Source organism: Roseovarius sp. MBR-154, from assembly GCF_053628595.1.
In genome coordinates this window covers 1-1,600 of record NZ_JBRJGR010000067.1, presented here as the reverse complement: position 1 = coordinate 1,600, position 1,600 = coordinate 1, and the positions used below count along the sequence as shown (strand labels likewise).

General features: G+C 61.9%; 4 protein-coding genes. 3 read left to right on the top strand and 1 reads right to left on the bottom strand.

The window, feature by feature from the left end; translation table 11 throughout:
• On the top strand, positions 1 to 493 hold a 493-nt coding region (locus ACSSV4_RS23195; RefSeq protein WP_454277338.1), incomplete at its 5' end, for a hypothetical protein.
• Between the two features lie 38 nt (positions 494 to 531).
• Here ACSSV4_RS23195 and ACSSV4_RS23190 read toward each other — a convergent pair.
• A complete protein-coding gene (locus tag ACSSV4_RS23190) occupies positions 532 to 798 on the bottom strand; it encodes a hypothetical protein (protein WP_454277337.1) in 267 nt (88 codons plus the stop codon).
• A 116-nt stretch (positions 799 to 914) separates the two neighbouring features.
• Between ACSSV4_RS23190 and ACSSV4_RS23185 the strand changes: the two genes are divergently transcribed.
• Together ACSSV4_RS23185 and ACSSV4_RS23180 are read left to right on the top strand one after the other, a co-directional pair.
• A complete protein-coding gene (locus ACSSV4_RS23185) occupies positions 915 to 1,316 on the top strand; it encodes an XRE family transcriptional regulator (protein WP_454277336.1) in 402 nt (133 codons plus the stop codon).
• A gap of 4 nt (positions 1,317 to 1,320) precedes the next feature.
• On the top strand, positions 1,321 to 1,470 hold the full coding sequence (locus tag ACSSV4_RS23180; RefSeq protein ID WP_454277335.1) for a hypothetical protein: 150 nt from the start codon (positions 1,321 to 1,323) through the stop codon (positions 1,468 to 1,470).
• The last annotated feature ends 130 nt before the right edge of the window (positions 1,471 to 1,600 follow it).

The window sequence follows — 1,600 nt, the reverse complement described above, 5'->3', positions numbered from 1 at the left end:
CGGTCAGGTTCAGCGTGTCCTGAAGCGTTTCGCGCTGGCGGCACTTGCCGGAGAACTGGCCACGAAGAATGGACTGACCGACTGGCCTGCAAATGCGGCTCGGGCGGCAGCACGGGAGATGTTTCTGACCTGGTTCGAGCATCGGGACGGCACCACCAACGCGGAAGTCGCGACCGCGGTGCCGCGCACGAAGGACTATGTCTCGACGCCTCTCGATCGTTTCCAGACGATCGGCACCACTGACCATGATCCGGTCGATGGCTGGCGGGACGAGAACTGGTTCTACGTCCGGCCCGAGCGCTGGCAGGCGATCCACGCAGAGCATGACCCGGCGGCGGTAACCCGGCTGCATGCAGACGGCGGACTTCTGAAGACCCAGAAGGGTGGCGGTTACCAGGTGCGGATGGGCCGGAACATTCCGCGTCGCCCCTGGGCATATGCTGTTCACGCGGCAAAGCGCCTCGGCGCACCCATGGCCTCACCGGCGACCTGACGGGGTCCATCCTCAATGAGAGAGGTGATCGGCCTCTCTCATTCGCTGGACCATTTGGACCAGGCGGACCGGTTGGACCGGGAAACCCAAATAAATTCAATGCGGTCCAAGTGGTCCAACCGGTCCAACACGAAATCATCAAAGCTGCGGCGTGAAAAGCCGCCAGAAAGAGCACTGGTCTCGGCATGCATATGCGCGATGTCTCCGTCTGGAGTTACCCCTTCCTCCACGACCGCGTCCTGGCACGTCCCGGTGTGGCCGAATTGGCCGACCATTCCACAGCGCTCGAACATCTGATCATTCATGTTCGCGGCGAGACGAAGAACATCACGGGGTCTCTCCTCCTGCCGCGCTTTCCCATTCTCGTGATCGCTATAGCGAATACAAGCAGCGCGTGCTGCGTCACAGATGAGAGAGCACAATGACCAAGAAACCTTTCGAAGACACCCGGCTGGCGCAGTATGTCGAACGCCGCATCCTGGAACTGAAGCCGCGCAAGACGCAGTCCGAGATCGCCGCGCAGGCGGGCTTCATCAACCCGAACGTGATCACGATGATCAAGCAGGGAAAGACCAAGGCGGCGCTCGACCGCATCCCGGCCCTGGCGCGTGCCCTGGAGGCGGACCCGGCCTTCCTGATGCGCCTCGCCCTGGAGCAGGCGGTCGGTCGGACGGCGGCGGCGGCAGTGATCGAAATCTTCGGCGAGCCGATAACCGCGAACGAGCTGGGCTGGATCAAGGCAATCCGCCACGCCTCAGACAACAGCGATCCGCGCCTGACCAGCCGCTCTCAGGCGGCGATCAATACGATCCTCGGGAGGTGACGTGATGGAGCATATAGACGCAGACCTCATACTGACGGAGAACGAGCGTGCCTGGTTGGACTTCCTGCGGATCATCGCCATGGGCCATGAGCCGGGGATCACCCCGCGCCGCGTGCGGCTGCTGAGGCGCATTTGTGAGGCGAGGAGGGCGTAGAAACGAACAGCGCGACACCCTCGGCGAGGAATGGCTGGTCTGCCGCTCCTCGCCGGATCCCGACAGAAAGGTTTACATGAGGTTTACATAAGGTTGCCAAAAGGTTTACCTGACTGAAAAAGTGGGAAAC

Bases quoted from the DNA above. Each gene is read 5' to 3' on its own strand.
- ACSSV4_RS23185 (WP_454277336.1), top strand. From the start codon at position 915: ATGACCAAGAAACCTTTCGAAGACACCCGGCTGGCGCAGTATGTCGAA.
- ACSSV4_RS23180 (WP_454277335.1), top strand. From the start codon at position 1,321: ATGGAGCATATAGACGCAGACCTCATACTGACGGAGAACGAGCGTGCC.
- ACSSV4_RS23190 (WP_454277337.1), bottom strand. From the start codon at position 798: ATGAATGATCAGATGTTCGAGCGCTGTGGAATGGTCGGCCAATTCGGC.